The sequence below is a fragment of the Pseudoalteromonas carrageenovora IAM 12662 genome, from assembly GCF_900239935.1.
Classification (GTDB): Bacteria; Pseudomonadota; Gammaproteobacteria; order Enterobacterales; family Alteromonadaceae; genus Pseudoalteromonas; species Pseudoalteromonas carrageenovora.
Window position 1 is genome coordinate 2477250 of the sequence record NZ_LT965928.1, and the last position, 26562, is coordinate 2503811.

General features: G+C 40.6%; 24 protein-coding genes and 5 tRNA genes. 11 read left to right on the forward strand and 18 right to left on the reverse strand.

Annotated elements, in window-relative coordinates; genetic code table 11:
* Positions 1–228: 228 nt before the first annotated feature.
* The 6 genes from megL to pspA all read right to left on the reverse strand — a co-directional run bounded on the left by megL (position 229) and on the right by pspA (position 5416).
* Positions 229–1410 carry a methionine gamma-lyase gene (megL, locus tag ALFOR1_RS11180; RefSeq protein WP_104643025.1) on the reverse strand — a complete coding sequence of 394 codons (1182 nt, stop codon included), beginning with the start codon at positions 1408–1410 and terminating at the stop codon, positions 229–231.
* Between the two features lie 142 nt (positions 1411–1552).
* On the reverse strand, positions 1553–2581 hold the full coding sequence (locus tag ALFOR1_RS11185) for a YcjF family protein (RefSeq protein ID WP_104643026.1): 1029 nt from the start codon (positions 2579–2581) through the stop codon (positions 1553–1555).
* Entirely contained in the window at positions 2578–4002 is a 1425-nt protein-coding gene (locus tag ALFOR1_RS11190) for a YcjX family GTP-binding protein (protein ID WP_104643027.1), read from the reverse strand. The genes ALFOR1_RS11185 and ALFOR1_RS11190 overlap by 4 nt, the downstream gene beginning before the upstream one ends.
* 55 nt (positions 4003–4057) lie before the next feature.
* Positions 4058–4459 (reverse strand): envelope stress response membrane protein PspC, encoded by a 402-nt coding sequence (pspC, locus tag ALFOR1_RS11195; RefSeq protein WP_058548397.1) that lies wholly within the window; start codon positions 4457–4459, stop codon positions 4058–4060.
* Positions 4456–4689: an envelope stress response membrane protein PspB gene (pspB, locus tag ALFOR1_RS11200; protein ID WP_011328706.1), complete on the reverse strand. Its 234-nt coding sequence runs from the start codon at positions 4687–4689 to the stop codon at positions 4456–4458. The genes pspC and pspB overlap by 4 nt, the downstream gene beginning before the upstream one ends.
* A 67-nt stretch (positions 4690–4756) precedes the next feature.
* Positions 4757–5416, reverse strand: coding sequence for a phage shock protein PspA (pspA, locus tag ALFOR1_RS11205; RefSeq protein WP_104643028.1), 660 nt, complete (start codon positions 5414–5416; stop codon positions 4757–4759).
* Positions 5417–5602: 186 nt separating this feature from the next.
* On the opposite strand from pspA, the gene pspF reads away from it, so the two are divergent.
* The 7 genes from pspF (at position 5603) to ALFOR1_RS11240 (ending at position 12514) form a co-directional block, all read left to right on the forward strand.
* On the forward strand, positions 5603–6667 hold the full coding sequence (gene pspF, locus ALFOR1_RS11210) for a phage shock protein operon transcriptional activator (protein ID WP_104643029.1): 1065 nt from the start codon (positions 5603–5605) through the stop codon (positions 6665–6667).
* 15 nt (positions 6668–6682) lie between these two features.
* On the forward strand, positions 6683–8290 hold the full coding sequence (locus tag ALFOR1_RS11215; RefSeq protein ID WP_058548400.1) for an ABC transporter substrate-binding protein: 1608 nt from the start codon (positions 6683–6685) through the stop codon (positions 8288–8290).
* The gene (locus ALFOR1_RS11220) at positions 8290–9324 is read left to right on the forward strand and encodes an ABC transporter permease (RefSeq protein WP_058548401.1); all 1035 of its coding nucleotides are present in this window, start codon (positions 8290–8292) and stop codon (positions 9322–9324) included. Before ALFOR1_RS11215 ends, ALFOR1_RS11220 begins: the two co-directional genes overlap by 1 nt.
* Entirely contained in the window at positions 9311–10204 is an 894-nt protein-coding gene (locus ALFOR1_RS11225; RefSeq protein ID WP_058548402.1) for an ABC transporter permease subunit, read from the forward strand. Before ALFOR1_RS11220 ends, ALFOR1_RS11225 begins: the two co-directional genes overlap by 14 nt.
* Positions 10205–11197, forward strand: coding sequence for a peptide ABC transporter ATP-binding protein (locus ALFOR1_RS11230; RefSeq protein ID WP_058548403.1), 993 nt, complete (start codon positions 10205–10207; stop codon positions 11195–11197). It begins immediately after the preceding gene.
* Positions 11197–11958, forward strand: a complete 762-nt coding sequence (locus ALFOR1_RS11235; RefSeq protein ID WP_058548404.1) for an ATP-binding cassette domain-containing protein — start codon at positions 11197–11199, stop codon at positions 11956–11958. Before ALFOR1_RS11230 ends, ALFOR1_RS11235 begins: the two co-directional genes overlap by 1 nt.
* Before the next feature lie 73 nt (positions 11959–12031).
* Positions 12032–12514 (forward strand): VOC family protein, encoded by a 483-nt coding sequence (locus ALFOR1_RS11240; RefSeq protein WP_058548405.1) that lies wholly within the window; start codon positions 12032–12034, stop codon positions 12512–12514.
* Positions 12515–12604: 90 nt separating this feature from the next.
* Here the strand turns inward: ALFOR1_RS11240 and ALFOR1_RS11245 are convergent, their stop codons facing one another.
* From ALFOR1_RS11245 to ALFOR1_RS11295, 11 genes are all read right to left on the reverse strand, one after another.
* Complete coding sequence (locus ALFOR1_RS11245) at positions 12605–14506, reverse strand: SurA N-terminal domain-containing protein (protein ID WP_104643030.1); 1902 nt, start codon at positions 14504–14506, stop codon at positions 12605–12607.
* A gap of 171 nt (positions 14507–14677) precedes the next feature.
* Entirely contained in the window at positions 14678–14968 is a 291-nt protein-coding gene (locus ALFOR1_RS11250; RefSeq protein ID WP_158657444.1) for an HU family DNA-binding protein, read from the reverse strand.
* Between the two features lie 192 nt (positions 14969–15160).
* Positions 15161–17521: an endopeptidase La gene (gene lon, locus ALFOR1_RS11255; RefSeq protein WP_104643031.1), complete on the reverse strand. Its 2361-nt coding sequence runs from the start codon at positions 17519–17521 to the stop codon at positions 15161–15163.
* A gap of 150 nt (positions 17522–17671) precedes the next feature.
* The gene (clpX, locus tag ALFOR1_RS11260; protein ID WP_058548409.1) at positions 17672–18955 is read right to left on the reverse strand and encodes an ATP-dependent protease ATP-binding subunit ClpX; all 1284 of its coding nucleotides are present in this window, start codon (positions 18953–18955) and stop codon (positions 17672–17674) included.
* Between the two features lie 134 nt (positions 18956–19089).
* Complete coding sequence (gene clpP / locus ALFOR1_RS11265) at positions 19090–19707, reverse strand: ATP-dependent Clp endopeptidase proteolytic subunit ClpP (RefSeq protein WP_058548410.1); 618 nt, start codon at positions 19705–19707, stop codon at positions 19090–19092.
* 166 nt (positions 19708–19873) lie between these two features.
* Positions 19874–21178: a trigger factor gene (gene tig / locus ALFOR1_RS11270; protein ID WP_058548411.1), complete on the reverse strand. Its 1305-nt coding sequence runs from the start codon at positions 21176–21178 to the stop codon at positions 19874–19876.
* Positions 21179–21550: 372 nt separating this feature from the next.
* Positions 21551–21627: transfer RNA gene (locus ALFOR1_RS11275), tRNA-Pro, on the reverse strand.
* 51 nt (positions 21628–21678) lie between these two features.
* A tRNA-Pro gene (locus ALFOR1_RS11280) sits at positions 21679–21755 on the reverse strand.
* A 15-nt stretch (positions 21756–21770) separates the two neighbouring features.
* A tRNA-His gene (locus ALFOR1_RS11285) sits at positions 21771–21846 on the reverse strand.
* A gap of 24 nt (positions 21847–21870) precedes the next feature.
* Positions 21871–21947, reverse strand: a tRNA-Arg gene (locus ALFOR1_RS11290).
* A gap of 44 nt (positions 21948–21991) precedes the next feature.
* A tRNA-Pro gene (locus ALFOR1_RS11295) sits at positions 21992–22068 on the reverse strand.
* A gap of 349 nt (positions 22069–22417) precedes the next feature.
* Between ALFOR1_RS11295 and folD the strand changes: the two genes are divergently transcribed.
* Positions 22418–23272, forward strand: coding sequence for a bifunctional methylenetetrahydrofolate dehydrogenase/methenyltetrahydrofolate cyclohydrolase FolD (folD, locus tag ALFOR1_RS11300; RefSeq protein ID WP_104643032.1), 855 nt, complete (start codon positions 22418–22420; stop codon positions 23270–23272).
* A gap of 99 nt (positions 23273–23371) precedes the next feature.
* Here the strand turns inward: folD and cysS are convergent, their stop codons facing one another.
* Complete coding sequence (gene cysS / locus ALFOR1_RS11305) at positions 23372–24751, reverse strand: cysteine--tRNA ligase (protein WP_104643033.1); 1380 nt, start codon at positions 24749–24751, stop codon at positions 23372–23374.
* Between the two features lie 132 nt (positions 24752–24883).
* Here cysS and ALFOR1_RS11310 point away from each other — a divergent pair, with 132 nt between their 5' ends.
* The 3 genes from ALFOR1_RS11310 (at position 24884) to ALFOR1_RS20515 (ending at position 26557) form a co-directional block, all read left to right on the forward strand.
* Positions 24884–25375, forward strand: coding sequence for a peptidylprolyl isomerase (locus tag ALFOR1_RS11310; protein ID WP_058548414.1), 492 nt, complete (start codon positions 24884–24886; stop codon positions 25373–25375).
* 89 nt (positions 25376–25464) lie between these two features.
* Positions 25465–26202 carry a UDP-2,3-diacylglucosamine diphosphatase gene (locus ALFOR1_RS11315; protein ID WP_104643034.1) on the forward strand — a complete coding sequence of 246 codons (738 nt, stop codon included), beginning with the start codon at positions 25465–25467 and terminating at the stop codon, positions 26200–26202.
* A 55-nt stretch (positions 26203–26257) separates the two neighbouring features.
* Complete coding sequence (locus ALFOR1_RS20515) at positions 26258–26557, forward strand: hypothetical protein (protein ID WP_232007036.1); 300 nt, start codon at positions 26258–26260, stop codon at positions 26555–26557.
* Positions 26558–26562 lie beyond the last annotated feature (5 nt).

The following is a 26562-nucleotide window of genomic DNA, read 5'->3' on the forward strand; positions in this document are numbered from 1 at the left end:
CTTGGGGTTAAGCCCTAAATGTGTGTCAGTGTGATACTCAAGATTAGTGAATATCTAATGCAGCCATACTATGCAAAAGTGAAGAAAAGTTTAATAGTTAGGCGGATATCTACATTTAGCACGATCCACTAAAGTGTATAGTTAAAATTACACCACCGACATTAATATTATACAACCACTAAATCAAAGGCTCTAAGGACAAACCCAACTGTACATAAATAAATACACCTAACAAATCAATGTAAAAGCTTGGTTTAAGTCGTCAATAATATCGTTAACATCTTCAAGCCCGACAGAGAGTCTTATTAAGCCATCACTTATGCCTGCAGCTGCTCGCTCCTGTGGTGTGTAAGGAGAGTGCGTCATTGATGCGGGGTGCTGAATAAGCGTTTCGGCATCACCTAAACTTACAGCAAGTGTGCAAAGCTTCATGCTATCTATAAACTGCGCTCCTTGGGCAAGGGTGCCTTTAATTTCAAATGCAATAACGCCGCCTGCGGCTTTCATTTGATTGCCTATGTATTTATTACCTGGGTGCGATTTAAGCCCTGGGTAATAAACAATATTAACTTGCGGATGCCCCTCTAAGTATTCAGCTACTGTTTGTGCGCTTTGGCAGTGACGCTCCATGCGTATAGCTAAAGTTTTCAAGCCGCGGTTTATTAGCCAAGCGTCGTGCGGGCTTATGGTTGCACCAATATCTTTAAGTACCGTCATTTTTATTAAGGTAATGTGCTCAAGCGACCCACACACAAGCCCTGCTACAACATCACCATGGCCGTTTAAATATTTGGTGGCGCTGTGCATAATAATATCTATACCGTACTGCTTAGGTGATTGCAGTAACGGGGTTAAAAAGGTGTTGTCGACCACACTAATTAAATTGTGTTGTTTAGCGAGCGCGCCAATTAAGGCTAAATCAATGACTGCCATTGTGGGGTTGATTGGCGTTTCTACAAATATCATTTTTGAATTAGGTTTTATAGCAGCGCGAAGCTCGCCCTCGTTGGTCATATCAACAAAAGTAACTTCAATTCCCCAGCGCGGTAACATGTGAGCAAAAAACGCAAAAGTACATCCATATAATGCACTTGATGCAATTAAATGATCGCCCTGCGATAAAAAGCTTAATACCGACGCCGATACAGCGCCCATACCTGTGGCGGTGGCAGCTGCAGCTTCGCAGCCTTCTAACTGTGCTACTTTTTGCTCAAGTTCGGTGGTGGTTGGATTACCTAGGCGGGTGTAAATATAACCTGGCTCTTCGCCTGCAAAACGTGCGGCGCCTTGTGCTGCATTTTCAAAATGAAAGGTAGAGGTTTGATACAAAGGCGACGTGAGTGCGCCGTGAGGATCGTTTGCTTTTTGTGGGCCATGGATACATTGGGTATTAATATGATGCTTGCTCATTGTGTGATCTCGTTTTTATTATGTGTGTCAATTACATAAATAAAACGCACCGCACTTTAAATCACAAGCATGCCGGATGCTCAGATGGCTATTTGTGCAAAAACCGTTCAGTACGATTTTGTACACAAATATTGCCACTTTTTTATTGCGTTGGCTCGCCCTTATTACGGTTCATAATTTTACTGGCAATACTTTGCACTGTACCTTTTAACAAGCTGCGTTTGTTTTCAAGCCTTGGCAGTGGGCGGCTAAGCTCCATTGCTTTGTAACCAATACGCGCTGTAAAAATACCCGCGCTTACGCCCTGTGCAGCCCGACCCGAAAGTTTACCTAAAAGCTCAGCACTGAGTGCTGTGGCTGCTAAATCAGATACAAGCTCAGCACTACCTACAAACATCACTTGTTTTATAAGCATACGGTAGAGCTTAATGCGGCTTGCGTAACCAAAACCAATGCCATAAATTTTACCAATTTGTTCTATTAACTTAGTACCGCGCCAAAGCACGGCCATCATATCCACCAGCGCAAGTGGGCTTAAGGCAACTAGCAATGCTGACTCTGTCGCAAAACGATTTATAAGCTTTTTAGCTTTGGTGTCTTGCGTTATGAGTAAGCTATTCGCGTAAAGGGTCATTATTTCTTTATCGCTATGATGGGTAGCTACTTGGTTTTTAAACGCTTCGAAGTTGTCGAGTTGTTGGTGCTTGTTTAGCTTTTCAAGCCACGGCAATGCGCCGCCTACTTGCTCACTATTTAAAAGCCTATCCGCTTCATGACGGTGTAACTGATTGCGCTTTAAACTGCGCAGCATTCTATATTCGCGCCAGAGCATGCGCCCAATTAATAGCACACCACTTACCACGGCTGTTAAATATACGCCGCCTAAAATTACCGATTGCTGAAATGCAAATACTAGCGAATAAGCAAACTCAAGTAGCACCAGTACTAAAAAGCTGACAACAAACACACCTTTAAGCGTTTGCCATTTTGACTTTTTATATACCGGCTCTAACTCTATTTCATCTTCAAGAAGCTCATCATCAGGCTCTTCAATGTATTCACTTTGACCTTGAGCAACTATTTTTGCAGGGGCAAGTTTAGGCTCAATCTGCTCATCTGCTTGGGTATTAATACGCCTACCCGCTTGAAATGTTTGGTGTGTATCGTTCATGATAATTTGTCTCCTAACAGGTACTGCATCGCATGATCAAGGCGAATATGTTTAAGTTGCTTATCGGGGTTTGGCATAGGCGCAAACGACAAAAACTCAAACCCCTGCGCTGGCCACTCATTTTTATTAAGCATGCGGTTAGGTGGCTGTGGTGGTAAGTAAGTTAGCCAGTCTTGCTCGTTAAGTGGTTTGCCATAAATGCAATCTAACGTTTGGCCTTTATCGGCAACTTGGCGCGGCTGCGTTGCAGTAATTGACGACATAGCCATGGTTTCTATTTGTACTCCATCAAACTTTAAGTGATTGCTTTGCTCATGCACTAGCGAATCAAGCAGTAGTGCTAAGTCTTTGTGGTGCTTAGCACTTATATGATCTGACTTATTGGCAGCAAAGAGTATTTTATCTATGTTGGGTTTAAATAAGCGCTTAAAAAATCCCGACTCGCCGTAATTAAAGTGTGCGAGCAATTGATTAATTACACTACTTTGCTCTTGGAGTGTTTCGTGGCCTTCGTTTAAAGCGCTGAGTACATCTACTAGCACAATTTGACGGTCAAAGTGTTTAAAGTGCTCATTATAAAATGGCTTAACTACTTCTTTTACATAGGCGTTAAAACGCTTAATTAAATGCGCTAAGTTAGAGCCAGGCACCACTTCATCGCTTTTTATATGCTGTGCATTTACCGGAAAAAATAATAAAAGCGGCGCACCTTGTAAGTCGCCAGGCATAAGCATTCGCCCAGGTTGTAACATGGCAAGCTTGGTGTCTTTTTTAAGGCCCACCAGCATACTTTGATAAAGCGCTGCAATGTGCGCAAGCAACCCTTCATCTACGGGGGCATTTAAATCAAGCTGTTCAAGCGCGTTTAAAAATTCAGTAGAGGTGTTCACACGCGGGTGCTGTAACAATAGCGGATATTGTTGCTCGCACCACAAGCTATAGCTTTGCTCAAGCATAGGTAAATCAAGTAGCCATTCACCTGGGTAGTCAATAATATCTAAATACAGCGTAGATTGCGGCGAAAAATGCCCACGTAACCCTGAGGCACTTTGGTATTTAATAGCCAAACGCAGGGTGTTAATACGCTCGGTTGATGCAGGCCATGTAGGCTCCCCATCGCTTGGGAGTAATGCGTTAAGTGCTCGTGGGTAGTCAAACGTAGGCACCTTTAACGCCTCTTGCGGAACAACTTTAGTGGCAATGTGGCGGTGCTCTCGCATTACATCAAAAAAGGGTAAGTTTTTATCATCACTTTGTGTGGTTAAGTGTTTAACAAGCGCGGTAATAAACGCCGTTTTACCACTACCACTTAAACCCGTTACGGCTAATTTTACGTGTTGATCTAAACTACGATGAAGGGCTTTTTGGGCTGAACCTTTAATGCTTTTAAAGGTTTTTTTGGCAAATGAAGTGCTACTCATAATGGGCTAGCACTTCATTGATGCTTAATCACCGAACAAAGTGCTATTAAATCCTTTAAAGTTTGTTGATTTCACGGCTAACCGTAAACTCGCTTGAAGTAACATGGCGTTCCATATCTTGAAGGCGCGAATCTACTCGCCCTAAACGCTCTTTTAAGTCTTGCAATGCGCGGCGCGGAGGCTCGCCTTTTTGCCATACTTTAAATTTAACTTCTAGCGGATCGTCAGTTTTAGTTGCGCTGCTTGTATGTGTAGTTGTGGGGTCTTTTTTATCTAAAATAAACCACGCTGCAATATACGCTACCACAAATAATGGGCCACCTGTTAGCAGTACCGCACTAACAAATATAATGCGAACTAACCATAACTCCATATTAAAGTAGTCACTTAATCCCGCACATACACCTGCTATTTTACCGCGTTGTGGGTCTCTTAATAATTCGCGTTTGGCACTCATACTTTGCGTCTCCATTGTGGTGACTCTTGATCAAGTAATGCTTCAAGGGTTTCTACTCGGTCAGCCATTTTTTCGGCTTTTTGAGCAAGCTCAAGTAATTGGCGGTGTTCATGCTCACTTAAACCTTGGCTTACTTGTTTTTTGCTACGGTAGTGTAAAATTAACCACAGTGGCGCAACAAAAATCATAAACAAGATAAATGGTGCAACTAGTATCTCTGGATCAAACATAATCCTCTCCTGACAATCCGTATTCGATGTTTTAAGCAGTGGGGCACTTTAAGTGCCCCTTTATAAGTTATTTATCAGCTAGCTTCTTTTTAAGTTCGGCTAACTCATCATCTATCTTTTCATTTTTTTGTAAGTCTGCAATTTCGTCTGCTAATGTTTTCTTACCTAAGTCGTACGACTCTATTTGAGATTCTAGTCCATCAATTTTAGTTTCGTAGCGTTCAAAGCGATTAAGTGCATCTTCTACTTTAGAGCTATCAAGCGCTTTTTTCACTTCAAGGCGCGACTCAGCCGAGCGTTGACGTAAAATAATTGCCTTTTGACGTGACTTAGCATCAGCTAGCTTTTCTTGCAGCGTGGTGACTTCTTGCTGAAGTTTCTCAATATGAGACTCTACATGCTCAAGCTCACCTTCTACAGCAGCTGCGGCTTCAGCCGACTTTTGCTTTTCAAGCAATGCTGAGCGTGCTAAATCGTCGCGATCTTTGCTAAGAGCTAGCTCGGCTTTATCTTGCCAATCACTTACTTGCGCCTTTAATGCTTCTGCACGACGTACAATTTCTTTTTTCTCAGCGAGTGTTTTAGCTGACGTAGAGCGTACCTCTACTAATGTGTCTTCCATCTCTTGGATAATAAGACGAACCATTTTTTCTGGGTCTTCTGCTTTATCTAAAATGGCATTGATATTAGAATTAACAATGTCTGCAAAACGTGAAAAAATTCCCATAACATTTACCTCTGTAATTTAAACTTAGTTAGTCTGCTGTAACTAGTATCAATATGCTTGCCAACTTTTTAAAAACTAAAATACACTTTATTTTCATTAAGTTAAACTAAATATACAAATTCCTTTAGTTATCCTTAATTATGAAATACACTAACTGTTAGTAAAAATGACCAAGAGTTAGGATATATGAGCCAATATCGCCAACAGGATAATTTACTCGGCCAATCTGATAGCTTTTTAGCTGTACTTGATCAGGTATCGCAGTTAGCTAATTTAGATAAACCGGTATTAATTATTGGTGAACGCGGTACGGGTAAAGAGCTCATCGCTGCGCGTTTACACTTTTTATCTAAACGTTGGGATCAAAACTACGTAAAACTAAATTGTGCAGCCCTTAACGAAAACCTCCTCGAAAGCGAATTGTTTGGTCATGAAAGCGGTGCTTTTACCGGTGCAAGCAAACGCCATGAAGGCCGCTTTGAACGTGCCAATAGTGGCACTTTATTTTTAGATGAGCTGGCAAACACATCACCTATGGTACAAGAAAAGCTCCTACGTGTAATAGAGTATGGCGAATTTGAACGTGTGGGCGGTAAGCAAACCGTAAAAGTTGATACCCGTTTAGTGTGTGCAACTAACGAAGATTTACCGCACCTTGCACAGCAAGGTGAATTTAGAAGCGACTTACTTGACCGCTTAGCTTTTGATGTAATTACTCTGCCGCCACTGCGCGAACGTCAAGACGATATTATGTTACTTGCCGAGCAATTTGCGATGAACATGGCCCGCGACCTAGAGTGGGAGTTATTTAGTGGCTTTACCCGAAGCGCGACCGAAACCCTGTTAAGTTACGATTGGCCAGGTAATATACGTGAGCTTAAAAATGTAGTTGAGCGCAGCTTATATCGCCATGGCAGCGAACATATTCCCGTTCATCAGATTATTTTAGACCCATTTGAAAGCCGCTTTAGACCAAAAGCGCGTATTAAAGCCCCTATCCCAGCGCAAGTTGTTGCACAAGAGCCCGCTTTGGCTCCTGCGCCGAGTGCTTTACCTAAAGCAGAGCCCGGGGAAGAAATACAGTTTCCGTGTAGCTTAAAAGAGCGTTCTAACGAGTTTGAAATAAATATGATTAATAAAGCACTCGAACATAGCCAATTTAATCAAAAGAAAACTGCAGAAGTACTTGGTTTAACGTATCATCAATTACGTGGTTATCTTAAAAAATACAACTTGTTGGATCAACAATAGTTAGAGGTTATGCGGGTGCATAAATTATTACTTGTTTTGCTTGCCACCACTTTAGTTGGTTGCCTTGATAGCAAAGAAGAAATCATAGAAGAAAAAAACCAAGGGCTAGTTTATTGCGCTGAAGCTAACCCTGTGTCGTTTAACCCTCAAGTAACGACTACAGGTTCAACTATTGATATTATTGCCAATCAATTATACGACCGCTTAATTAGCATTGACCCCGTCACGGCCGAATTTAAAAGCGAGCTCGCTACCGATTGGAAAATTAGTAAAGATGGAAAGTCGGTAACCTTTACCCTTCGTAAAGACGTAAAGTTTCATACTACGTCGTATTTTACCCCATCGCGGGACTTTAATGCCGACGATATTATATTTACCTTCAGTCGATTATTTGACGTATATAACCCATATCACTTTGTGGGCGATGCTAATTATCCGTATTTTCAAAGTGTGGGGATTGATCAGCTAATTCGTAAAATTGTTCGCGTGTCGGATTATCAAGTGCGTTTTGAACTGTTTAACCCTGAGAGCAGCTTTTTAGCGAATATGGCTACCGATTTTGCCGTGGTGCTTTCAGAAGAATACGCCATGCAGCTTAAAAAAAATAACCAAGAAAACTTATTCGATCAATACCCTATAGGCACTGGCCCTTATATTTATAAAGAGTACCGCCGCGACCATTTAGTGCGTTTTTACCGTAATCCGCTGTATTGGAAGCACGATGTAGCCCTTGAGCAATTGGTTTACGATATAACACCTAATGGCACCACCCGCATTGCAAAAATGCTAACTAAAGAATGTGATATAACCGCTCACCCAAGTAGCGCACAACTCAGTATTTTGGCTCAGCGCGATGACATAAACGTAGAAAAAGAAACCAATTTAAATGTAGGTTATTGGGCTTTTAATACTGAACGAGCGCCATTTGACGATATTCGCGTACGCCAAGCACTGGCGCATGCTATAGACACCGATAAAATAATGCAGGCTGTTTATTACGGAAATGGCACACGTGCACAATCTATTTTACCGCCAACATCGTGGGCATTTGAGCCACAAGAAGATATGCCTAGGTTTGACCCCGAACTTGCTAAAAAACTACTCATAGAAGCAGGCCTACCTAATGGCTTTGATATGACCATTTGGGCAATGCCAGTGAGCCGAATTTATAACCCTAATGCACGTAAAATGGCTGAGCTAATGCAAAGTGATTTACGAAAAGTAGGTGTTAACGTAAGTATTGTAGAGTACGAATGGAACACCTTTATTCAGCGCATTGGTGAACATCGCCACGACAGCGTATTACTTGGTTGGGCCGCTGATACACCCGACCCAGATAACTTTTTTAGCCCACTATTAAGCTGCACCGCTACATTTAGCGGTAAAAACCCTGCAAATTGGTGTAATCCGCAATTTGATTTAATGCTTACACAAGCACTCGACACCACAGATTTAAACAAACGTAAAAAATACTACGAAGATGCACAAAGCTTAATAATTAAAGAGCTGCCATTACTGCCTTTAGCTCATGGTCTGCGTTTTCAAGCCAGTAGTGCCGATGTAGAGGGCATAACGCTTGGCCCATTTGGTGCTATTTCTCTTGCCAATGCGAGGAAAAAATAATGATCGTAGATTATATTTTACGTCGCCTTGGCTTATTGTTTTTTATGATTTTAATGCTCAGCGTTTTTACTTTTTCTCTCGCTTATTTGTTCCCTGGCGATCCATTAAGTAATTTAAGTGGTGTACCTAGCAGCAACTTCGCTCAGCATAGCGAACTTGAAGACAAATATTTATACAACAGCAATTACTTTATGCAGTACATTGCTTTTTTAGGGCGAATATTTCAAGGTGATTGGGGGCTGTCGTTTGCCTCTGGTGGCAGTGTATTTAGTCATATTTTTGATTTATTACCAGCAACGCTTGAACTTAGCTTATATGCACTTATTGTATCAATTGTGGTTGGTGTACCAGCAGGTATTTTAGGCTCTGGCTATCATAAACGCTGGCCCGATAAACTCATAAACTCAACCACTATGGTGGGTTATTCTATTCCGGTATTTTGGCTTGCACTATTATTAATAATGATTTTTTCATTAAAGCTTGGCTGGTTTCCTATGTCGGGAAGAATGGGCTTACTTTATGAAATACCAGCAAGTACTGGGTTTATTTTAATTGATATTGCTTTAGCGGGCTTCCCCTATAAAGGCATGGCTTTTGTAGATGCCCTGCGCCATTTAACACTCCCCACTATTGTACTGGCAATGTACCCTACAACGGTATTGGTGCGCTTTACACGTGAGTCTATGCTTAAAATAATGGATCAAAACTTTATTAAGACAGCCAGGGCAAAAGGCCTTAACCGGCGTCAACTTATCATGCACCATGCGCTTCGTAATGCATTATTACCGGTTATAAAACAAATAGGTTTGCAATTTAGCACGCTAATTACCCTTGCCATGATCACCGAAGTTATTTTCTCGTGGCCAGGTATAGGCCGCTGGTTAATTGACAGTATTTATCAGCGCGACTTCCCGGCTATTCAAGGTGGTTTAATGGCAGTGTCTTTATTTGTTATATTAGCCACTATTATAGCTGAGCTTACTTACACATTATTCGACCCACTCTCGCGGAACCAGGCCCATGGCAAAGTTTAATTTATTTTCTGAAGAGTCGAATAAATCGCCACTTGCGCGATTTTGGCGAAAATTTAAAAATAACCACCCCGCTCTTGTGGGTTTATGGATTTTTATGGCGTTTGCTTTATTAGCAGCCAGTGCGCCATTTTTAGCGCCTTATGGTGTAAATCAACAACATAGCGATGCCTTACTCATTCCACCTTCGTGGCGTGAAATGGGCGATGTGCGCTTTATTTTAGGCACCGATGATTTAGGCCGAGATGTTCTCTCTCGTTTAATGAATGGCGCAACCTATACGTTTGGATTGTCTGTGGTCGCCGCCTTATTAACGACGATTATTGGTGTTTTAGTGGGTACTTTTGCAGGTATTAGCCGAGGCCTTCGTTCAAGCTTTTTAAACCATTTACTTGATATAACGCTCTCAATACCTTCTTTATTATTGGCAATAATTATAATAGCCATACTTGGCCCAGGTTTAATGAATACCGTATGGGCAATTATATTAGCGCTACTGCCACAGTTTATTCACTCGGTTCGTAACTTAATTGTTGATGAGCTGAGTAAAGATTACATCACCGCGTTTAAGCTAGATGGCGCATCTAACTGGCATATTATATCGCGGGGAATTTTTCCAAATATTTACGAGCACATTGTGGTTATTTTCACTATGGCGCTTTCTACCGCAATATTGGATATTTCTGCCCTTGGCTTTTTAAAGTTGGGTGCACAGCCTCCCACAACCGAATGGGGCGCAATTTTAGCTGAAAACTTAGGCCTGATTTATTTAGCACCTTGGACGGTAGCTTTGCCCGGTGTACTGTTATTTTTAGCCGTATTATCTACCAATTTAGTAGGTGATGGCCTGCGACAAGTGCTTAAAGCACGTAAGGCAGATTAAATGCAATTACTTGATGTTCGTAACTTAACGATTGAACTACGCACCTCTGAGACGGTAATTAGAGCCGTAGACAGAGTGAGTTTTAGCCTAAAAGAAGGTGAAGTACATGCACTTGTAGGTGAGTCTGGTTCAGGTAAAAGCTTAATAGCAAAAGCTATTATTGGCGTATTAAACGAACGCTGGCATATAACAGCCGACCGTATACACTGGCGCGGTGTTGATTTAATGCGCTTAAGCCCAGAGCAGCGCCGTAAAATAGTAAGCCAAGACATCGCCATGATTTACCAAGATCCAAGTAGATGCCTTGACCCTACCGCAAAAATATTTGACCAAATAGCCGAAACACTGCCTGAAGTTGCTCGCAAAGGTTTCTTTTTAAAGCGCAACCGCGAGAGAAAAGACCGCGTAAAAGCACTTATTCATAAGGTCGGTATTAAAAATCACGAAGCTGTACTTAGTAGTTACCCGCATGAGCTCTCAGAGGGCGTGTGCCAAAAAGTAATGATTGCCATGGCCATTGCTCGTACGCCTAAGCTTTTAATTGCTGATGAGCCTACTACAGCGCTTGAAAGCACCACACGCGCGCAAGTTTTTAGATTACTAAAAAGCTTAAACCAACTTAAAAACATGTCTATTTTGATGATATCCCATGAACTTGAAGAAATTGCCCATTGGTCACACGGCATCCATGTTTTGTATTGCGGACAAATGGTAGAAGCAGGCCCTACTCATCAAATATTTAAACAACCTAGACATCCATATACACAAGCGCTATTAAAAAGCTTGCCCGACTACGAGCAAGGCTTAGCCCATAAAGAGCCGTTTTATGCGCTTAAAGGTACTATTCCTACATTACAACATTTGCCTATTGGCTGCCGATTGGGGCCGCGTTGCCCACAAGCACAAAAAGCATGTGTCGTTACACCCGCTTTAACTAAGCATCATGGTCATAGTTATGCGTGTCACTTTCCGCTAATTAAGGACATGAAGTAATGCAGCCACTGTTAAAAGTACAAGCTCTTTGTAAAACCTTTAATGTACGCGCAGGGCTTTTTACTCGCAAAAAGTTTGAGGTACTTAAAAATATTTCATTTTGCGTAGGCAAAGGTGAAAGTATCGCCATAATTGGCGAAACCGGTGCAGGTAAAAGTACATTAGCTAAGCTGCTTTCGGGCGCTGATAACGCAGATAGCGGGCAAATTTTACTCGAAAATATTATTATTGAAGATAACGGCGTACGCGATAATCAATGTCGGCATATCCGCATGATTTTTCAAGACTCAGGTGCCTCGCTTAATCCTGGTTTAACCATAGGTGAAATGCTTAACGATTGCCTGCAGTACAATACCGAATTTGATACAGCTCAGCGTGATGAAAAAATAGATGCCACGCTTTCTAAAGTAGGTTTATTAATCGATCATAAACATTATTACCCGCATATGTTTAGTGTGGGGCAATTACAGCGTGTAGCGTTTGCTAGAGCTTTAATTTTAGATCCGAAGGTAATTGTACTCGATGAAGCGGTTTCGTCTTTAGATCCTTCGATACGCGCTCAAATCGTAAATTTATTACTTAAACTACAGCGTGATACAGGCCTTACTTATGTCATGATCACCCATCATCTAAGTTTAGTTCGCCATATTAGCGATTTGGTAGTCGTGCTTGATAAAGGTGAAGTGGTGGAATACGGCCGCACTAAAGAGGTATTTCAAAACCCACAATCAAAAGTTACACAACGTTTATTAAGCTGCTAATGCAGTTTTTTGTAATGTAAGCGCATTTTAGAAGGTCTTGTTATTAACTTTTACTTTTTAACAAGACCGTTTCATGCTCAAGCACACACTACTTTGTATTACTCCCTTACTGCTTTTATCTGCCTCTGCTATTGCCGATACCCCTAACAAAGTTAAAAACTGGGTTGGCGGAATCGATCATTTAGGTTTAACTGTTTCAGATTTAGATTCATCTAAAGTGTTTTTTACTGATGTACTTGGTTTTAAAGTGCTGGGAAATGATCCGACTTATCCTGCTTACTTTTTATCTAACAAAAAAATAACCATTACATTGTGGCGAGTTAAGAATGATAAAAAACGTGTAGAGTTTAATCGAGCAAAGAATGTGGGCCTACACCATTTAGCACTCAGTGTTGAGAGTATTGAAAAGTTAAGCGAGCTGTATAAACACTTAAAAATGCAAAATAATATTACTATAGAATTTGCACCAGAGAATTTAGGTAAAGGCCCTACGCAGCACATGATGATAAGAGAGCCTAGCGGTAATCGGATTGAGTTTATTGCGAGGCCTATCTAGCCCCGTAAAATGATTAGTATTATAGGCCCCCCTAATTCAAGACAATAAAAAAGGCGCTCAAGGCGCCTTTAGTATGCTTGCTAAAACAACTTATTCAGCCGCTTGCTCAACAAGTGGTAAGTTAAGCTCAGCTTGTGCTTTTAGCGCTTCAATAAATACCATGTAGTTTTTATTAGCTTGCGCCATAGTAATTGTTTGCTTAGTTTGTGCATCAATGTTTTCTGCAACTTGTGCATCAGTCACCGATTTAAGCGCAACAATTGCTGAGTCACCATTATTTAAATCAACAATATCAACCACTGCAGAATCTGCTGGGTGAGCCATTTTAAACGCTTGCGTTACAATAGCTGGCGATACAGTGTAGCTTTGACGCGTTAATTGCCCTTCTTGGCGAACTGTTAAGCTTTGCTCTTGTGCAACTTCATTTAAACTCTTACCTGCTTGTACTTGAGCGAATAATTCACGCGCTTTACTTTTAGCAAGCTCTGATGATTTTTCGTTAACTAAGCGAGTTTTAATTTGCTCACTTACCTCTGTAAGAGGTTTAGTTGCTGCAGGTTTGTGTTCGTTAATACGAACAACAACTGCGTGCTCATCACCAAGTTCAATAACCTCAGAGTTTACTTTATCTTCGAGTAAATCAACTGATGTTAGCGCTGTAATAACCGCAGGGTTATTTAATGGCTCAGGAAGTGCGTTAAGCGCTAAAAGCTCTGTAGATTTAACTTCAACGTCTGCAGCTTCTGCGGCATCATCTAAACGGTCTGAAATTTCGAACGCTAATGCGCCCATTTCAGTTTGCTTCTCGTAAAATGCATCTACTTTTTCAGTTTGCTCAAGCTCAGCACGTAAATCTGCTTTAACATCGTCATACGCTTTTACTTGTTGTGGCTGAAGATCTGTAAGCTTAATAATGTGATAACCAAACTCAGATGCAACAACCTCTGAAAAGTCACCTTTATTTTCAAGTGCAAAAGCTGCCTCTTCAAATGCAGGGTCCATTACATCACGCTCAATCCACTCAAGGTCGCCGCCCATTTCAGCGCTTACAATATCATCAGACGATGACTCAGCAAGCTCTGCAAAGTCTGCACCTTGCTCAAGTTGAGCGTGTAGTGCGTTAGCTTTTTCTTTAGCTGCATCGTCGTCTTCACTGTTATCAATTAAGATATGCGATACACGGCGTTTTTCAGGCTCGATGTACTGCGCTTTATTTTGCTCGTAATACGCTTTTACATCATCCTCAGTTACCGACTCAACGTTAATATCTGACGCATTTAATTCAATATAATTTACTGAAATTAGCTCTGGCGATAAAAACTGTGAAGAGTTTAGGTCATAGTAATCAGAAATTTCTTGCTCTGATACTTCAATGTCTTTTGCTAGTGCTTCTTTGTTAACGACTAAGTAGTCGATGCTACGCGTTTGTTGCTGTAGTGCAATCGCACTCTTAAGCTCGCTTTCTAATGCAAAGTCAGTACCTGCTACAGCTGATACTAATTGGCTGCGCGTCATATCTTTACGAAGATATTCACGAAATGCATCTGGTTGAAAGTTCATTTGACGAATTACTTGTAAGTAACGGTCGTTATTAAACTTTTCGCCAATTTGAAAGTAAGGTAGTTCTAAAATGGTTTTACGAACGCTGTCGTCGCTCACGCGAAGGCCTAAATCTGCCGCTAATTGTGATTGCAATTCTTGTTGTACTAAGCGGTCAATTACACCTTGACGTATTTGTGCCATATAATTTGGATCGGCTGCAATTTGTGTAAAGTATTCACCAAATTGTTGCTCTAAACGGCTACGTTCGTTTTGATAAGCACGATTAAATTCGGTTTGGCTAATTTTAATTCCATTTACTTCAGCAACGGGTTGTTCTGTGGTTTGACCTAAGTAACTACCGATCCCTGCTAAGGCAAAAGATAAAATCACCGCGCCTAAAATTATTTTGGCTACAGGGCCTTGTGAGCCCTCTCTGATTTTCTCAAGCATTTGTTTATCTCTTTTTGATCAAGGTATTTTACCTTGTCACATGTAAAAAAAGCGTATCTTACCAGATACGCTTTTTCACTTGAAGTAACTGGCGGTAAAGTTACTTAATTCATCTGTTGTGGTGAATCAGTATCTTTATACTCGCCATAACTAATGTGTGTAAAACAGTGATTAGTTTACTGCGTCTTTAAGCGCTTTACCGGCTTTGAAAGCTGGGATATTAGCTGCAGCAATTTGAATAGTTTCACCAGTTTGTGGGTTACGGCCTGAACGTGCAGCACGTTCACGTACTGAGAAAGTACCAAAACCTACAAGTGCAACTGAATCGCCATCTTTAAGCGCGCCAGATACAGATCCGATGAATGAATCTAGTGCACGACCTGCAGCCGCTTTAGAAATGTCAGCGTCAGCTGCGATTTGATCGATTAATTGAGATTTATTCACAATATCATCCTCTTTCATTGTTATTATCAAGAGCGATGGTTTTTTAAACTAACATCACTTTTTTGAAAATTTTAGAGCAAACTTTTAATGCTCACATGATTATATTTTTCTTAAGCCTAGGCCCCATAAGGGCTAGGCTTGAAAACCAGTGCTTAACTTATCATACCGTTTAGATTTGAAAAGCCCTAAAAAGCACTTTTTTTGGGTTTTTTATTGGTTTTTCGGTGTTTCGGGCGAAAAACTCTCAACAGGATGCACTAAAGCAAGTTTTAACACCTCGTCAATCCACGTAACAGGGTGAACATCAAGACCTGCCAGCACGTTGTCTGGGATCTCTTTTAGGTCACGTTCGTTAATTTTTGGAATGATGACTGTTTTAATTCCACCGCGATGCGCAGCCAATAACTTTTCTTTAAGGCCACCAATTGGTAATACTTCACCACGTAGTGTTATTTCGCCTGTCATCGCCACGTCAGCTTTTACAGGGTTACCCGTTAAGCTAGACACTAAACCCGTTACCATCGCAGCACCGGCACTTGGGCCATCTTTAGGTGTTGCACCTTCAGGTACGTGAACGTGTATGTCGCGTTTTTCGTAAAAATCGCTATTAATACGGAATGTATCAGCACGATTACGTACAACAGTCATCGCAGCCTGAATTGACTCTTGCATTACATCACCCAGTGAACCTGTGTAACTTAACTTGCCTTTACCTGGAACAGCTGCACATTCAATAGTAAGTAAGTCGCCACCTACTTCTGTCCACGCTAAACCAGTTACTTGGCCAATACGGTTACCATCTTCGGCTTTACCATAATCAAAGCGCTGCACACCTAAAAAGTCTTCTAGGTTATCTTGATTGATAGTCACTGTTTTAGTGTCTTTTTCTAGCAAGATATTTTTAACGGCTTTACGGCACAGTTTAGATATTTCACGTTCAAGGTTACGCACACCCGCTTCACGCGTGTAGTAACGAATAATGCCAATAATAGCGCTATCTTCTATTACTACCTCGTTATCTTTTAAACCATTACGTTTAACTTGCTTAGTAATAAGGTGCTCTTTTGCAATGTTTAGCTTTTCATCTTCGGTGTAACCCGATAAACGAATAACTTCCATACGGTCCAATAATGGACCCGGAATATTAAAGCTGTTTGATGTGGCTACAAACATAACGTCAGATAAATCGTAATCAACTTCAAGGTAATGATCGGCAAAATGGCTGTTTTGCTCAGGATCTAATACTTCTAGAAGAGCTGATGCTGGGTCACCGCGCATATCTGATGACATTTTGTCAATTTCATCTAACAAGAATAATGGGTTTTTAACGCCCACTTTAGACATGTTTTGAATTAGCTTGCCTGGCATAGAACCAATGTAAGTACGACGATGGCCACGAATTTCAGCCTCGTCACGTACGCCACCTAAGGCCATACGCACATATTTACGGCCAGTAGAGCGCGCTATTGATTGCCCTAAAGATGTTTTACCAACACCTGGAGGACCCACTAAACATAAAATAGGCCCTTTAAGCTTATTTGTACGCTGTTGCACTGCGAGGTATTCAATAATACGTTCTTTAACTTTATCTAAGCCGTGGTGATCGCTATCAAGGATTTTTTGCGCGCCCGCTAAATCTTTTTTCACTTTAGAGCGTTTTTTCCATGGCACGTTAATTAACGTATCAATGTAAGAGCGTACAACCGTGGCTTCAGCAGACATTGGCGACATCATTTTAAGCTTATTAAGCTCAGTAGTGGCCTTTTCTTTAGCTTCATCAGGCATGCCAGAGTCTTCAATACGCTTTTTAAGCGCTTCAAATTCGTCAGGCACATCATCAAGCTCACCAAGCTCTTTTTGAATGGCTTTCATTTGCTCGTTGAGGTAATACTCGCGCTGAGATTTTTCCATCTGCTTTTTCACGCGGGTACGAATTTTCTTCTCAACTTGCAGTAAGTCTATTTCACCTTCCATCAACGCCATTAAATACTCTAAGCGTTCAGTCACACTTGAGATTTCTAGCACTTTTTGTTTTTCAGGCACTTTAAGCGGCATATGCGCTGCCATTGTGTCGGCAAGACGTGCTGGCTCATCAATACCCGACACAGAGGTTAATACTTCTGGTGGAATCTTTTTGTTTAGTTTTACATAGCCTTCAAACTGGCTAATAGCGCTGCGAATAAATATATCTTGCTCTTGCTCGTCTACCGAATCAGATTCAATAAATTGGGCGTTAGCAACAAAAAAGTCATCGTTATCTACAAATTCTTCAATTTGTGCGCGTTGTGTACCTTCAACTAAAACTTTCAGTGTACCGTCTGGTAATTTTAATAACTGAAGTACAGTGGCAATAGTACCAATACGGTAAATATCGTCTTGTTCTGGTTCATCTACAGTTGCATCTTTTTGTGCAACCAAGAAAATTTGTTTGTCTTTGTCCATTGCCGCTTCTAGGCATTTTATTGATTTTTCACGGCCAACAAAAAGCGGGATCACCATGTGTGGATATACCACAACATCGCGCAGTGCTAGGACTGGGATTTCGACTCGGTCGGTTCTCTCAAGCGTCATTATATTTTCTCTTCGCACTTTATTTATTTAAAAGATTACTCAAGTATATGGGGATAAACTAATTAAAGTTCAACAATTTTCCCCTACTCGACTAAATTAATTATAAAAAAAGGAGCCTAAGGCTCCTTTTTTATGCAAATAGCTTAAAAACTACTCAGATGCAGCTTTGTCTTGTTTATTGTTTTCATAAATCAAGATTGGGTCTGACTCACCTTTAATAACGGTTTCATCAATAACCACTTTGCTTACATCGTCCATAGACGGTAGTTCGTACATGGTATCAAGTAATACACCTTCAACAATCGAACGAAGACCACGAGCACCTGTTTTGCGCTCCATTGCTTTGTGAGCAATTGCTGCTAAGGCGTCATCACGAAATTCAAGTTCAACATCTTCCATACCAAACAATACAGAGAATTGCTTAGTAATCGCGTTTTTAGGTTCACTTAAAATTTGCACAAGCGCTGCTTCGTCAAGTTCAGTTAACGTAGCAACAACCGGTAGACGACCAATAAACTCAGGGATTAAGCCGTATTTAACTAAATCTTCTGGCTCTACGTCTTTAAATGTATCACTTAAAGAACGGCTCGCCGCAGACTCTTTTACGTTAACGCCAAAACCAATACCAGTGTTTTTATGGCTACGCTGCTCAATTACTTTATCTAGGCCTGCAAATGCACCACCACAAATAAACAAAATCTTAGATGTGTCTACTTGTAAAAACTCTTGCTGTGGGTGCTTACGACCACCTTGTGGTGGAACCGAAGCAACAGTACCCTCAATCAGTTTAAGTAGTGCTTGTTGCACACCTTCACCTGATACATCACGTGTAATTGATGGGTTATCTGATTTGCGAGAAATTTTGTCAATTTCATCGATGTAAACAATACCGCGCTGGGCTTTTTCTACATCGTAATCGCATTTTTGCAATAGTTTTTGAATGATGTTTTCTACATCTTCACCTACATAACCGGCTTCGGTTAATGTTGTGGCATCAGCCATAGTAAACGGCACATCTAAAAGGCGTGCTAGCGTTTCTGCAAGTAATGTTTTACCACTACCTGTTGGGCCAATAAGTAGAATATTACTTTTACCTAGTTCAACTTCCTGCTTTGTAGATTGGTTACGCAAGCGTTTGTAGTGGTTGTATACCGCTACTGATAATACTTTTTTAGCATGGTCTTGACCAATTACGTAGTCGTCTAGGTGATTACGAATTTCTTTTGGCACAGGTAGTTTATCAGACGCATTATGCTTAGGAGCAATGTCTTTGATTTCTTCCCTGATGATATCGTTACACAGCTCTACACATTCATCACAAATGTATACTGAAGGACCTGCAATTAATTTACGAACTTCATGCTGGCTTTTGCCACAAAAAGAACAGTATAACAATTTATTACTTTTGTCGCCGTCTGTAGGAGTGTCAGACATTCAGCTACCTCATTTTATACGTTGGCTGCCAAACCGGTTGGCAACTATTCAAATTCGCTTTTAACTATACCAAAATTTACTGGTTTTCGCATAGTAACTCATAGTGGCAAGCAATAGTTTGCTTGCCTACACGCTTACTTGCTATCGCGATTTGTAAATACTGAGTCTACAAGTCCGTAGTCTACAGCTTGTGATGCACTCATAAAGTTATCACGATCTGTATCGCGTGAAATAACATCTAATGGTTGGCCTGTATGCTCAGCCATTAAGCGGTTAAGTTTGTCTTTAATAGACAGAATTTCTTTAGCGTGTATTTCAAAGTCAGACGCTTGACCTTGGAAACCACCTAATGGTTGGTGAATCATTACACGTGAGTTTGGTAGACAAAAACGCTTACCTTTAGCACCCGCTGTAAGTAAAAATGCGCCCATGCTTGCTGCTTGACCAACACAAATTGTGCTTACATCTGGTTTGATGAAGTTCATTGTATCGTAAATGGCCATGCCTGCAGTAACTGAACCACCTGGTGAGTTGATATATAAAAAGATATCTTTGTCAGGATTTTCTGATTCTAAAAATAGCATTTGCGCTAAAATTAGATTTGCCATGTTGTCTTCAACTTGGCCTGTTAAAAAGATAATACGCTCTTTTAATAATCTCGAATAAATATCATACGAGCGCTCGCCTTTAGCCGTTTGTTCAACAACCATAGGGACTAATGCGTTTAGGGGATCTGTAATACCAGTGTTCATACTTATTTAATTCCTTATGCGCTTATACTTATCCTTCACTATAAGAAAAGCATAGTTATCATTTTTCGCAAATTAAGAGCCACAAACTAAAATGGCCCGGGCACACTGCATAAACAGAGTAACACGAGCCATTTAATCGTTAGCGAGAGCTTAAGTCAATGACTTATTAAGCACCTTGCTGCGGATTCATGATGTCGTCAAATGCTTTTTCAACGTCAGAAACATTTGCTTTAGCTAAAATAGCTTCAACTGCTTGCTCTTCCATTGCTACATTACGCATTTGCTGCATTAGTTGATCATTACCTTTGTAGTATTCTACTACTTCAGTTGGATCTTCGTATGCAGACGCTACTGTTGCGATAAGTGCTTCAACTTTAGCATCATCAACTTTGATGTCGTTAGCTTTGATCACTTCACCTAATAAAAGGCCAGTTTTAACGCGAGTTACAGCTTGCTCATGGAACAATTCAGCTGGAAGCTCAGGCATGTTTTTAGCGTCGCCGCCAAAACGTTGAGCTGCTTGCTGACGTAGTGCGTCAACTTCTTGATCAACAAGTGCTTTTGGCACTTCAATTTCGTTGTTTTCTAAAAGACCTTTAATTGCTTGGTCTTTAACGTTAGCTTTAACTGCTTGGTCAAGCTCACGTGTCATGTTCTTTTTAACTTCTTCTTTAAGCGCGTCTACGCCGCCTTCGGTAACACCGAATTTAGTTGCAAACTCTTCGCTTAATTCAGGTAACTCTTGCGCTTCAACTTTTTTCACTGTGATAGTGAATTGAGCCGCTTTACCTTTAAGGTTTTCAGCGTGGTAGTCATCAGGGAAAGTTACATCAGCAACTACTTCTTCGCCTGCTTTTTTACCTACGATGTTATCTTCAAAACCTGGGATCATACGACCTTGGCCAAGTTCTAATGGGAAGTCTTCAGCTTTACCGCCTTCAAATACTTCACCGTCGATAGTACCTACGAAATCAACAGTTACACGGTCGTTTTCGCCAGCAGCTGTATCAACATCAGCCCAAGAAGCGTGCTGTTTACGAAGTGTTTCTAGCATGTTTGCTAAATCTTCGTCAGTTACTGTAACTGCTGGTTTTTCTACAGCAATTTTATCTAAACCTTGAACTTCAACTTCAGGGTAAACTTCAAACGTAGCTGAGAATTCTAAATCTTTACCTGCTTCAAGAGATTTTGGAGCAAATGATGGTGCGCCAGCAGGGTTAATTTTTTCAGCAACGATTGCCTCAATGTAATTACGTTGCATTACTTCGCCAGCAACTTCTTGACGAACTGCAGGACCAAAACGCTTGTTAATTACTGAAACTGGAACTTTACCAGCACGGAAACCATCAATACGCTGTGTTTTTGACAGTTGTTGTAAGCGTTTTTTTACTTCGGTCTCAACGTTCTCTGCAGGAACGGTGATGGTCAGACGGCGCTCAAGGCCTTGAGTCGTCTCAACAGAAACTTGCATGATTTACCTCAATATTCAATTTTGGCGACTGTTCGCCTTCCTTACAAACAAAGTACCTTCATGAGTCTTGATAAAATTTAAGCTAAATTTAATGCTTAAATACATCCGTCGCTACCATGAGATATCATTGCTGCTCTGCCCTTCGGGCACTATGTTAAACAATAGACGCGGCATTATAACCTAATAATCATGAGAGTCGAGTGTAGGGGGCAATTATTTAGGCTAGATCGGCACTGATCGCGCACAACCGAATAAAAAACAAACTAATTAGATTGTAAGTAATTAAAATTTTATTAATGAATTTGAATATAAAGATAAGGTATGGAATATAGAGTATTAATTTTCACGTTTCATTATTTGATATAATGAAAGTGGTCGGCGATGCAGGATTTGAACCTGCGACCCCTTGGACCCAAACCAAGTGCGCTACCAAACTGCGCTAATCGCCGATATATATTGTGAATACTTAAACTTTGAATTTAAGACCACTTATAAGAAAGTGGTCGGCGATGCAGGATTTGAACCTGCGACCCCTTGGACCCAAACCAAGTGCGCTACCAAACTGCGCTAATCGCCGATACTCAATGTAAATTGGGGTGACTGATGGGGCTCGAACCCACGACAACCGGAATCACAATCCGGGGCTCTACCAACTGAGCTACAATCACCGCTATATTTACACGTTTTCAACATGGTGCGCCCAGAAGGATTCGAACCTTCGACCCACGCCTTAGAAGGGCGTTGCTCTATCCAGCTGAGCTATGGGCGCATCGAAAACTTCATAGCGTACAAATAAGCTTACTTTTAAAAAAGTGGTCGGCGATGCAGGATTTGAACCTGCGACCCCTTGGACCCAAACCAAGTGCGCTACCAAACTGCGCTAATCGCCGATGCTTACTATTGTTAACGAATGACCTCGTTGACAACGGGGTGCATAATAGTGATTTGACGGGGTTAGGTCAAACGTTTTTTTAAGAAAACCAATCAACTGCTTATTTTTAGCTCACAATGGTTAAATATTGCAATGTAGGGTTTAAAATTTAAACTCTTTTTACGCTTCTTACGTTTTATAGCTTAAAAGCACCTTGGCGCTTTAGTGCTTTTCTGCGAAAATAGCCTCTATATTAAAAAGTGATAATTTAAAGAATAGATTCTTTATAGGCATTACTACCCCTATTTTATGCATTCACTTTTTAAAGTATCGGAATCAAGTTAATTAACCCTAATTAAAGGTCACCCATGACGGCAAACATCATTGATGGTAAAGCAATCGCAAAACAAGTACGTAGTGCAGTAGCAGAACGTGTATCTGAACGTGTTAAAAATGGTTTACGTGCACCAGGACTCGCAGTAGTACTTGTAGGACAAGATCCTGCAAGCCAAGTTTATGTTGGTTCAAAACGCAAAGCCTGTGAAGAAGTTGGTTTTATTTCAAAATCTTTTGATTTACCATCAGACGCTACTGAACAAACGCTTTTAGATTTAATTGATGAGTTAAATAATGATGCTGAAGTAGACGGTATCTTAGTTCAATTACCGTTGCCACAAGGCCTAGACGCTGAAAAGATTTTAGAGCGCATCACGCCACACAAAGACGTTGATGGTTTCCACCCTTATAATATAGGTCGTTTAGCGCAGCGTATGCCAGCGCTTCGTCCTTGTACTCCAAAGGGCATTATTACCTTACTTGATTCAACAGGTGTGCGTTATAAAGGGATGCATGCGGTTGTGGTTGGTGCATCTAATATAGTTGGTCGCCCAATGTCGCTTGAGTTATTACTGGCAGGTTGTACTACAACGGTATGTCATAAATTTACACAAGATTTAGAAACACACGTTCGCCGTGCTGACTTATTAGTAGTTGCTGTTGGCAAGCCTGAGTTTATCCCTGGTGATTGGGTTAAAGAAGGAGCAATAGTTATTGATGTAGGTATAAACCGCTTAGATACCGGTAAATTAGTGGGCGATGTTGAGTACAGTGTTGCTGAGCAAAAAGCTGACTTTATAACACCTGTACCTGGCGGCGTTGGCCCAATGACAGTAGCAAGCTTAATTGAAAACACATTAGAAGCATGTGAAAAATACCACAGCTAAAATTACTTAATATAATTAATATATTAACTAAAACGCAGATTAAATAAAAAGGGTTGCCAATTGGCAACCCTTTTTATTTAAAGCTATTTTTTAAAACATTTACGCTTTACGCCACGTTGTTTTACCGGCTGAATCTTCAAGTATTACACCTAAAGCATTAAGCGCATCACGTGCTTCATCAGCAGCAGCCCAGTCTTTACTCGCACGTGCTTCATTACGCTTTACTATTAAAGCTTCAATCGTTGCAACTTCTTCATCATCTTGCCCGCCTTGTAAAAAAGCCTCAGGTGCTTGTTGAGCAACCCCTAGCACTTCACCAAGGCTGCGCAGTATAAACGCTAACTTACCAGCTTGACCTGTATCAGTATCTTTCACGCGGTTTAACTCTTTTGCAAGTTCGAACAACACAGGTAGTGCTTCTGGTGTATTAAAGTCATCATTCATTGCTTTTCTAAACTTGGCAACGAACTCGTTGCCTTCTAAATCGCATTCTACCAGCTCTACATCACGAAGCGCTGTGTAAATACGTTCAAGTGACGAACGTGCTTGATCTAAATTCTCTTGCGAGTAATTTAATTGGCTGCGGTAATGACCCGATATTAAAAAGTAACGAACAGACTCAGCATCGTAAGCTTTTAATACTTCACGTACAGTAAAAAAGTTATCTAAAGATTTAGACATTTTTTCTTTATTAACTTGCACCATACCTGTGTGGATCCACGTATTTACGTATTTACCATTATTTGCACAGCATGATTGAGCAATTTCATTTTCGTGATGCGGAAACTGTAAATCAGAACCTCCACCATGAATATCAAAATGCTCACCTAGATGCTTTGAGCTCATTGCTGAACACTCAATGTGCCAACCTGGGCGCCCTTCTCCCCATGGAGATGACCAAGATGGCTCCCCTGCTTTGGCTTTTTTCCATAAAACAAAGTCCAATGGGTCGTCTTTATCTTGAGCCACCTCAACACGTGAGCCTGACTGAAGCATTGTTAAATCTTGCTGAGATAGCGCGCCGTATTGCTCAAACGTTGAAACATCAAATAATACATCGCCATCAGCCGCAACATACGCATGACCTTTAGCAACTAAACGCTCAACCATTTCAATAATTTCATCCATGTGGCCCGTTACTGTAGGCTCAACATCTGGACGTAACATGTTCAAACTATCGAAATCTTCATGCATTGCTTTAGTCATACGAAGTGTTAAATCGTTTATTGACTCGCCATTTTCATTTGCACGTTTAATTATTTTATCGTCAACATCGGTAATATTGCGTACGTATTTTAAGTCGTAGCCAATATGGCGAAGGTAGCGGACTATTACGTCAAACCCAACAAATGTACGCGCATGACCTATGTGACAGTAATCATAAATGGTGATACCACACACATACATGTCGATTTTTCCTTCGACCATAGGTTTAAATTGTTCTTTTTGTCGCGTGAGTGTGTTGTATATTTGTACCATTTAGTTGGTGTCCTTCACTGTTATCAAGAAAATGTATGTTACCACTTGCAAAGCATGGGCTCTAGCGCTTTGTTAATCTTAGCTAACTAAGATAAAATAGCGCGACTATTTAAACCAGATATAGGAAACCTCATGGTTGTTCTACACACAAACTTTGGTGACATCACCATTAAAATGCACGAAGCGGAAGCACCAAACACAGTTAAAAACTTTTTAGAGTATGCAAATGCTGGTTTTTACAACGGTACAATTTTTCACCGTGTAATTGATGGCTTTATGGTTCAAGGCGGTGGTTTTGTTCCAGGTATGGAACAAAAAGACGTTAACGATCCTATTCAAAACGAAGCTAACAACGGCCTATCTAATAAAGTAGGTACTTTAGCAATGGCACGTACTCCTGATCCTCATTCAGCTACTGCACAGTTTTTTATTAACGTTAACAACAACGATTTCTTAAACCACAGCAGCGAAACATCTCAAGGCTGGGGTTACTGTGTGTTTGCTGAAGTAGTTGAAGGCATGGACATTGTAGAAAAAATTAAAGGTGTAGCGACAGGTAGCAACGGTTTTCACCAAGACGTGCCTCTTGAAGACGTGATCATCGAAAGCGTTACTGTTAGCTAATAGTACGTTTACCCACGTAATGTGGAGTATCAGCGGGTGTTTATGCAATATACATACGCCCGCTTTATTTATATCGAAAAGACATCCCTATGACTCGTAAGACATACTTTATTGCTGATTTACATTTAAGTGAAAACAGACCTGACATTAGCGCTGCTTTTTTTAAATTTTTAGAATCTAATATTCTAAATCAAAACGTTGATGCGCTTTATATTTTAGGTGACTTTTTTGAAGTATGGGTAGGTGATGACTATGTCACTGAACTTGCAAGCGATGTAGCTAAGCATTTAAAAGCTGTAAGTCATGCAGGTACGCCAGTATATTTTATACATGGCAACCGCGACTTTATTATGCGAGAGCAATATGCAAACTTAGCTGGCATGACACTTTTAAGCGAACAAGCCGTGATTGATTTATACGGTACACCTACCGTTATTTTACATGGCGATGAAATGTGTACTCAAGATACTGAATATCAAAAATTCCGTAAAAAAAGTCGTGGTTGGTGGTGGCCAAAGCTTATGCTAGCTATGCCGCTTTGGTATAGAAAAAAAATAGCCCGCAACGCACGTGAAAAAAGCAAACTAAGCCAAGCCGACAAGCCAATAGAAATCTTAGATGTTGTAGACGAAACCGTTCTAGAAACATTTAAAAAGCATGATGTGAGCAACATGATACACGGCCACACTCATCGTCCTAACGTTCATACATACCCGCTAAACAATAAAACGCTTACGCGCACAGTATTAGGAGACTGGTACACTCAAGGCTCATATTTGGTGGTTACACCACAATCACAAAAATTAATTAGTACACCTTTCGCATAATTTTATTTTCTGACTATCCTTAAATGTAAGGTATTTAAATAGTTAAGGATAATAAATGTTCCGTGTGCTGCTTTTTATAGTTTTAGCTTTCTATGCGAATACAGCTAAAAGCGAGCAAACTTGGCATATCGTGACCGAAAATTTCCCTCCCTACTTCTCCGAAGAGTTACCAAATAATGGCTGGTTATTTGAGATAACTAAACTCGCTTTAAAAAGTCAGAACATAAATACCGAAATAGAATTTACCTCTTGGAATCGCTCTCTTAATCTTTTAGAAAAACAAAAAAAACAGCTATTCTTGGTGCTTTTTATTCAAAGCAAAGAGGCGAAATTTTTGTATATTCACGCCCACTAGCCGTT

Bases quoted from the DNA above. Each gene is read 5' to 3' on its own strand.
- megL (WP_104643025.1), bottom strand. From the start codon at position 1,410: ATGAGCAAGCATCATATTAATACCCAATGTATCCATGGCCCACAAAAA.
- ALFOR1_RS11185 (WP_104643026.1), bottom strand. From the start codon at position 2,581: ATGAACGATACACACCAAACATTTCAAGCGGGTAGGCGTATTAATACC.
- ALFOR1_RS11190 (WP_104643027.1), bottom strand. From the start codon at position 4,002: ATGAGTAGCACTTCATTTGCCAAAAAAACCTTTAAAAGCATTAAAGGT.
- pspC (WP_058548397.1), bottom strand. From the start codon at position 4,459: ATGAGTGCCAAACGCGAATTATTAAGAGACCCACAACGCGGTAAAATA.
- pspB (WP_011328706.1), bottom strand. From the start codon at position 4,689: ATGTTTGATCCAGAGATACTAGTTGCACCATTTATCTTGTTTATGATT.
- pspA (WP_104643028.1), bottom strand. From the start codon at position 5,416: ATGGGAATTTTTTCACGTTTTGCAGACATTGTTAATTCTAATATCAAT.
- pspF (WP_104643029.1), top strand. From the start codon at position 5,603: ATGAGCCAATATCGCCAACAGGATAATTTACTCGGCCAATCTGATAGC.
- ALFOR1_RS11220 (WP_058548401.1), top strand. From the start codon at position 8,290: ATGATCGTAGATTATATTTTACGTCGCCTTGGCTTATTGTTTTTTATG.
- ALFOR1_RS11225 (WP_058548402.1), top strand. From the start codon at position 9,311: ATGGCAAAGTTTAATTTATTTTCTGAAGAGTCGAATAAATCGCCACTT.
- ALFOR1_RS11230 (WP_058548403.1), top strand. From the start codon at position 10,205: ATGCAATTACTTGATGTTCGTAACTTAACGATTGAACTACGCACCTCT.
- ALFOR1_RS11235 (WP_058548404.1), top strand. From the start codon at position 11,197: ATGCAGCCACTGTTAAAAGTACAAGCTCTTTGTAAAACCTTTAATGTA.
- ALFOR1_RS11240 (WP_058548405.1), top strand. From the start codon at position 12,032: ATGCTCAAGCACACACTACTTTGTATTACTCCCTTACTGCTTTTATCT.
- ALFOR1_RS11245 (WP_104643030.1), bottom strand. From the start codon at position 14,506: ATGCTTGAGAAAATCAGAGAGGGCTCACAAGGCCCTGTAGCCAAAATA.
- ALFOR1_RS11250 (WP_158657444.1), bottom strand. From the start codon at position 14,968: ATGAAAGAGGATGATATTGTGAATAAATCTCAATTAATCGATCAAATC.
- lon (WP_104643031.1), bottom strand. From the start codon at position 17,521: ATGACGCTTGAGAGAACCGACCGAGTCGAAATCCCAGTCCTAGCACTG.
- clpX (WP_058548409.1), bottom strand. From the start codon at position 18,955: ATGTCTGACACTCCTACAGACGGCGACAAAAGTAATAAATTGTTATAC.
- clpP (WP_058548410.1), bottom strand. From the start codon at position 19,707: ATGAACACTGGTATTACAGATCCCCTAAACGCATTAGTCCCTATGGTT.
- tig (WP_058548411.1), bottom strand. From the start codon at position 21,178: ATGCAAGTTTCTGTTGAGACGACTCAAGGCCTTGAGCGCCGTCTGACC.
- folD (WP_104643032.1), top strand. From the start codon at position 22,418: ATGACGGCAAACATCATTGATGGTAAAGCAATCGCAAAACAAGTACGT.
- cysS (WP_104643033.1), bottom strand. From the start codon at position 24,751: ATGGTACAAATATACAACACACTCACGCGACAAAAAGAACAATTTAAA.
- ALFOR1_RS11310 (WP_058548414.1), top strand. From the start codon at position 24,884: ATGGTTGTTCTACACACAAACTTTGGTGACATCACCATTAAAATGCAC.
- ALFOR1_RS11315 (WP_104643034.1), top strand. From the start codon at position 25,465: ATGACTCGTAAGACATACTTTATTGCTGATTTACATTTAAGTGAAAAC.
- ALFOR1_RS20515 (WP_232007036.1), top strand. From the start codon at position 26,258: ATGTTCCGTGTGCTGCTTTTTATAGTTTTAGCTTTCTATGCGAATACA.